The following is a 1,510-nucleotide window of genomic DNA, read 5'->3' on the forward strand; positions in this document are numbered from 1 at the left end:
GAACAGGGCAGCCTGCGGCTGCAAATCGCCCGTTCTTGCGATCGCGTAGCAGCAGAAACATGGATTTGAGCTTTGTCATGAGGCCCATTATTGATCATCATGAAGCCTGCTTACCCACCGCTGCTGCTTCAGATGAGTCCAGCCTACACACCTCGACCGCTCAAAAACCTCTTCACCGCCAATCAATGCTGGGCACACCTCCTCGAGGAGGGCGGCTTGCGCGACATCGAAGTCGAGTCCGTCACCAAAATGCTGGCCTGCGGCACCTCGATCCTGGGCGTCAAACACTACACCTGCGGCAACGACAGCTGCCCGCACGCCAAATACCTGTGCAACACCTGCAGCTGCCGCGCCTGTCCATCCTGCGGCAAAAAAGCTACCGATCAGTGGATCGCCAATCAACAGCACCGCTTACCCGAGTGTACCTGGCAACACCTGGTGTTCACATTGCCTGACACCCTGTGGCCGCTGTTCTTTCATAACCGTCACTGGCTCGATGCCTTGTGTCGCCTGGCCGTCGACAACCTGCTCTATGCGGGCCGACGCCGGGGCGTGGAGGTGGGTGTTTTCTGCGCCATCCACACCTACGGCCGGCGACTTAACTGGCACCCACACATCCATGTCTCGGTCACCTTGGGTGGGATCGATGACGCAGGTGTCTGGAAAGATCTGTCGTTTCATCCATCAGCCTTGCGTCGGCGCTGGATGTGGAATGTACGCCAGTACCTGCTCAGTCAGTGGGAGCACACCACCGTCCCACCTGAAAACGCTCATCTGCAGAGCGAAAATGACTGGCGTCACCTTGTGCTCAACGCCGGTGGTCAGCACTGGCACATCCACTTGTCGAAGAAGACGAAAAACGGTCGAAAGACAGTCAATTACCTGGGCCGCTACCTGAAAAAACCGCCCATCTCGGGCAGTCGTCTGGCGCACTACACCTCCGGTGCCACGTTGAGCTTCACCTACCTGGATCACCGCACCAAGACCTATCAGCAGGAAACGCTGAGCCAGACCGACATGCTGCGCCGGGTGGTGCAGCACATCCCCGAAAAGCACTTTCGGATGATCCGGTATTTTGGATTTCTGGCCAACCGCGTCTGTGGCCGACAGCTACCCCGGGTGTATGAGGCGCTACGCATGGAAAGGCGTGGCAAAGCGCCAAAACTGTATTTTGCGCAGATGAGCAAAGCGTTCTTGCAGCGGGATCCGTTCAGCTGCGTGCTGTGCGGAGCGCGGATGGTGTACACCGCAGCCATCGCCGGCCTGACGGTGCAGGGCTTGATCAACAACGCTCAAAGCATCGCGCAATTGAGGTACGTGCCGGCCTGATACGGGAGAGGTGCGTCCAAAATCTGGAAAAGGTACAGAAAAGTCGCTTTCAATCCATTTTTCGGCGTGGGTGATGGGTGAAAAAAGCTTTTTGCCGACATCGACGCCACGTTGGCAGCACGCAGAGGGTGCCTTTTTAGGAGGATTACCCTGTATAGGAATTATTGAAATTCCTATACAT

Annotated in this window: 1 protein-coding gene; it reads left to right on the forward strand. The window is 56.8% G+C overall.

What is annotated here, in order from left to right:
* Window positions 1–99 precede the first annotated feature (99 nt).
* On the forward strand, window positions 100–1,329 hold the full coding sequence (locus ALO43_RS16095) for an IS91 family transposase (protein WP_074801837.1): 1,230 nt from the start codon (window positions 100–102) through the stop codon (window positions 1,327–1,329).
* Window positions 1,330–1,510: the final 181 nt, after the last annotated feature.

This window comes from Pseudomonas tremae, from assembly GCF_001401155.1.
In the GTDB taxonomy this organism is placed as follows: domain Bacteria; phylum Pseudomonadota; class Gammaproteobacteria; order Pseudomonadales; family Pseudomonadaceae; genus Aquipseudomonas; species Aquipseudomonas tremae.

Bases quoted from the DNA above. Each gene is read 5' to 3' on its own strand.
- ALO43_RS16095 (WP_074801837.1), top strand. From the start codon at position 100: ATGAAGCCTGCTTACCCACCGCTGCTGCTTCAGATGAGTCCAGCCTAC.